The 4,960-nt window shown below is 29.3% G+C and carries 4 protein-coding genes, 1 pseudogene and 1 riboswitch; all 5 genes and pseudogenes read left to right on the plus strand.

The window, feature by feature from the left end; genetic code table 11:
- The first annotated feature begins 228 nt into the window (after positions 1 to 228).
- Positions 229 to 1,734, plus strand: coding sequence for a DUF1846 domain-containing protein (locus NSA58_RS16075; protein ID WP_039680551.1), 1,506 nt, complete (start codon positions 229 to 231; stop codon positions 1,732 to 1,734).
- 81 nt (positions 1,735 to 1,815) lie between these two features.
- Positions 1,816 to 2,913 carry a DNA polymerase IV gene (dinB, locus tag NSA58_RS16080; RefSeq protein ID WP_074429495.1) on the plus strand — a complete coding sequence of 366 codons (1,098 nt, stop codon included), beginning with the start codon at positions 1,816 to 1,818 and terminating at the stop codon, positions 2,911 to 2,913.
- A gap of 101 nt (positions 2,914 to 3,014) precedes the next feature.
- A complete protein-coding gene (locus NSA58_RS16085) occupies positions 3,015 to 3,938 on the plus strand; it encodes a cation diffusion facilitator family transporter (protein WP_074079404.1) in 924 nt (307 codons plus the stop codon).
- A gap of 57 nt (positions 3,939 to 3,995) precedes the next feature.
- Positions 3,996 to 4,185, plus strand: a riboswitch (cobalamin riboswitch).
- A 141-nt stretch (positions 4,186 to 4,326) separates the two neighbouring features.
- Positions 4,327 to 4,764, plus strand: a complete 438-nt coding sequence (locus NSA58_RS16090) for a SoxR reducing system RseC family protein (protein ID WP_039680555.1) — start codon at positions 4,327 to 4,329, stop codon at positions 4,762 to 4,764.
- A gap of 71 nt (positions 4,765 to 4,835) precedes the next feature.
- A pseudogene (locus tag NSA58_RS16095) lies at positions 4,836 to 4,960 on the plus strand (thiazole synthase); the annotation flags it as partial.

The following is a 4,960-nucleotide window of genomic DNA, read 5'->3' on the forward strand; positions in this document are numbered from 1 at the left end:
GTGGTGAAATTATGCGCCTATTTTTCACTAAAAACTAATAAAAACAAACCCAATAAAAATCTATAAATACAAGCCTTAAAGATAGAAAAATACTACTATCTTTTATTTCTGTTTGAAAAAATCCCAAAAAATATAAAAAACTTCTTGAAAAAAATTACTTGTATGGTATATAATAATGCCTTAGTGAAAAATAATAAGGTTAAAAAATAATTTTTGAAGAGGTGCATAATGAGAGTCGGATTTGATCATGAAAAATATCTAAAAGAACAGTCTAAATATATCCTAGAGAGAGTAGAAAAATTTGATAAATTATACTTAGAGTTTGGTGGAAAACTAATGGGAGACTTACATGCAAAAAGAATACTTCCAGGGTTTGATGAGAACGCTAAAATAAAAGTTTTACAAAATATAAAAGATAAAGTAGAAGTTGTAATATGCGTTTATGCAGGTGATATAGAACGTAATAAAGTAAGAGGTGACTTCGGTATAACTTACGATATGGAAGTTCTAAGACTTATAGATGATCTAAGAAGTTATAATCTAAATGTAAATAGTGTAGTTATAACTAGATTTGAAGGACAACCTGCAACAACAGTGTTTATAAATAAACTAGAAAGACGTGGAATAAAAGTTTACAAACATGCTCCAACTAAAGGATATCCATCAGATGTAGATACGATAGTTAGTGATGAAGGATACGGAGCTAATCCATATATAGAAACAACTAAACCAATAGTAGTAGTAACTGCTCCAGGACCAAATAGTGGTAAGCTTGGAACTTGTTTAAGTCAGTTATATCATGAAAACAAAAGGGGTAATTCAGTTGGGTATTCAAAATTTGAAACATTCCCAGTTTGGAATTTACCATTAAATCATCCAGTTAATATAGCTTATGAAGCTGCAACAGTTGATTTAAAAGATGTTAACATGATAGATTCATTCCACTTAGATGCTTATGGAGAAAAATCGGTTAACTACAACAGAGACTTAGAGTTATTCCCAGTATTAAAGAAAATAATAGAAAAAATAACTGGAAAAGAATCTATGTTTAAATCACCAACAGACATGGGTGTTAATAGAGTTGGATTTGGAATAATAGATGATGAAGTAGTTCGTAGAGCTTCAATAGATGAAATAATAAGAAGGTACTTCAATACTGCTTGCCAATACAAAAAAGGTGAAGTAAACAAAGATGCTTATGATACAATATCTTTAATACTTGAAAAAATTAATGTTAAACCAGAAGATAGAGCCGTAGTTATGCCTGCAAGAGAATACTCAGAAAAACTAAAATCACAAAGTAATAATCAAGATATTTGTCCTGTAGTTGCTATGCAAGTTAAAGATGGCACAATAATAACAGGAAAAAGTTCTGATTTAATGTGTGGATCTGCAGCAGCAGTATTAAATGCAATCAAATATATGGCTAATATTCCAGATGAGATGTATTTAATATCGCCAGTAATATTAAATCCAATTATAAAATTAAAAACAGAAACTTTAGGTGGTAAAAATGTATCACTTAGCTTAGAAGAAGTTTTATCAGCACTTGCTATATGTGCAGTAACTAATCCAACAGCAGAACTTGCTATGGAAAAACTTGAAGAATTAAAAAATATACAAGCTCATTCAACTACAATAATAAGTAAAGATGATGAACAAACATTTAGAAAGTTAGGAATGCATGTAACTTGCGATCCCAATTATCCATCTCAAAATTTATACTATAACTAATAAGATACTTGAGGCCATATTGATAATCAATGTGGCCTATTTTAAAATAAAGTAAACGATAAGAAATAAAGGGTGATGATTATGAAAAATAAAAGGAAAATAATTCATATAGATATGGATGCTTTTTATGCTTCTATTGAACAAAGGGATAACCCTGACTTAAAAGGAAAACCGGTAATTGTAGGAGGTAATCCTCAGGGAAGAGGAGTGGTAGCAACATGTTCTTATGAAGCAAGAAAATATGGAATTCATTCTGCTATGCCATGTAAAACTGCTTATAAAAGATGTCCATATGCCATATTTTTAAGACCTCGATTTGAAGTATATAAGCAAGTATCTTATGAAATAAGAGAGATTTTTCATAAATATACGGATTTAGTTGAGCCCTTATCTTTTGATGAAGCCTATTTAGATGTGACGGATAACAAATTAAATATAAAATATGCTACAGAAATTGCAAAATTGATAAAGAAAGAAATTTATAAAAAAACAGGATTAACTGCATCTGCAGGAGTATCTTACAATAAATTTTTAGCTAAATTAGCATCAGATTATAACAAACCAAATGGACTAACTATTATAAGAGAAGATAATACACAAAAATTTTTAGATAACCTTCCTATAAGTAAATTTTTTGGAGTTGGAAAAGTGACACAAAGAGTACTTCATAATTTAGGAGTTGAAACAGGATATGATTTAAGACAATTAGATATAAATGAATTAGAATCTATTTTTAAAAATAGAGGATATTTATTTTATCAACTGTCGAGGGGGATAGACCATAGAGCTGTTGAACCTTATCGAGAAAGGAAATCTATTGGAGCAGAGACTACATTGAGCGAAAATTTAGACATAGAAGATGAAAAATTAATTAATATTTTAGATGAACTTTGTGAAGAAGTTGCTTATAGGGCGGAGTATTTAAAAAAAATGGGAAGGACAGTAACTCTAAAAATAAAATATGGTGATTTTAGGCAAATAACTAGAAGTGCTAGCTTAATAAACCCCATATTTACTCATGAAGATATTAGAACTAATATTTTTAACTTATTCAAAAACATTGAACATAATCATAAAGATATAAGACTTGTAGGTGTTACATTATTAAATTTAATTAACAAAGAAGAAGGAACAAATATCACCCTATTTGAATATATTGATAATAGAAAAACTAAATAAATATTTTTTAATCCATGGGCTTTGTCCATGGATTTTTGAATATATGGGACGATGATAAAAGTTATTAACTATTAATATGACTCAAAATTGGAGGGAGATTTATGGAAAAGGTAATTAATTATGATAATGATGAAAAAAATAGTTTAAAGGGGAATTGTAAAAAAGTTAAGTTTGTTTTATGGATAATACTGTTTGCTAACTTAGGTGTGGCTATAACTAAAATGGTAGTTGGTTATTTAATAAACAGTGCTAGTTTAAGTACAGATGGGATTCACTCCTTATCTGATGGACTTTCTAACGTGGTAGGTTTAATAGGGATTACTATAGCAAGTATACCAGTGGATAAAGAACATCCTTATGGTCATAAAAAATCTGAAATAATTGCTAGTTTATTTATTGGAGGCATGCTTTTATTTTTAGGCTTAAAGACATTGATTACTGGATTTGGGCGTTTTGTTAATCCTGGAGAGATAAGTATAACGTTAATAAGTTTGATTTCACTAATATTAACTATCGGTATAAATATTTTTGTAACTATATATGAAAGAAGAAAAGGCGAGGAATATAATAGTTTTATATTAATATCTGATTCAATTCATACTAAAAGCGATATTTTCATATCAGTAGGAGTTTTGATATCTTTGATAGGAATTAGGATTGGGCTTCCTCAAATTATAGATCCCATTATATCTATAATAATATCTTTATTTATACTTAGAGCATCTTATGAAATTTTTAAAGAATCCATTGGCATATTGCTAGATAAAGCGATGATAGGAGAAGAAAGAATTATTGAAATATTAAATACTTTTTCAGAAATAAAAAATATTCATAATATAAGAAGTCGAGGAGTAGAAAATGATATATATGTAGATATGCATATAATGATAGATGCTAACACAAGTACTGAAGATGCTCACAAACTATCTCATAATATAGAAAGAGAAATTAAAAATAATATTAATCCAAACTGCCAAGTGATAATTCATATTGAACCATATCATAAAGATGAAAATGTATTGTAGAAAAAAAATTTATATTTTATAATTAAGATGCATACTAAAATATGCATTTAACTAGAGAATGAGTATGTTATTCAAGGTGCCAAATGGCTTAAAAGGGAATGTGGTGAAAATCCACAGCAGCCCCCGCTACTGTAATAATGACGAAAACTTAGAGCTTTGGAGAGCTTTAACTCCACTGGTAAAATGGGAAGGAGAAGTGAGTAGGATGATTTTAAGTCAGGAGACCTGCCTAAAAATACATGATCTTTCGGGTGTGAGAGAAATACTGTAATATGGGTTATTAATAAATAGGTATTAACGGAACATATTATAGAAAAAAATTAACTTTTTTGTAAAAGAGTAATAACTTATTCTCTAGTTAAGGTTTCTAAATGAAGGGGATGAAATTATGAATCAACAGGGATTTATTATAGACATTGTAGACAATAGAACTGCTAAAATGATAATGCAACGTCATTCAGCATGTGCATCTTGTGGAAAATGTAGTAAGTTATCGTCTGAATGTCAGGATTTAGTGGTGGAGGTAGACAATTCTATAGGAGCAAAAAAAGGAGATCATGTAGAAGTTAGTATGGAGAGTGTAAGGGTGCTTAAGGCAACTCTGCTTGCCTATTTAGTCCCTTTAATATTTTTGCTTGTGGGAACAATATTGACATATTACATATTGGATTTAATTAAATTCTCGGGACCGACTGAAGTTATAAGTGGAGTAGTTGGTTTAATTTGTACTTGTATATCTTATTTGTTACTAAGAAAAAATGATGACAAATTTAAACAGAGTAGACAGTATATACCTAAGGTAACTAGAATAATAGAAGAAAAGTAGAATTGTTTATAATAAAAAGAAGCATTTATTTATGAATGCTTCTTTTTATTATAAACTTTATTGTATTTTATATTCCTATTATTGTTGATGCAGGAATAGGTAAGCCTTCTCAAGCTATGGAAGCTATGGAAATGGGAGCGGCAGCAGTTTTAGTAAATACAGCAATATCATCAGCAGGTGACCCTGTAGCTATGGG

Origin of the sequence: Terrisporobacter muris, assembly GCF_024621905.1 — a bacterium.
In the GTDB taxonomy this organism is placed as follows: domain Bacteria; phylum Bacillota; class Clostridia; order Peptostreptococcales; family Peptostreptococcaceae; genus Terrisporobacter; species Terrisporobacter muris.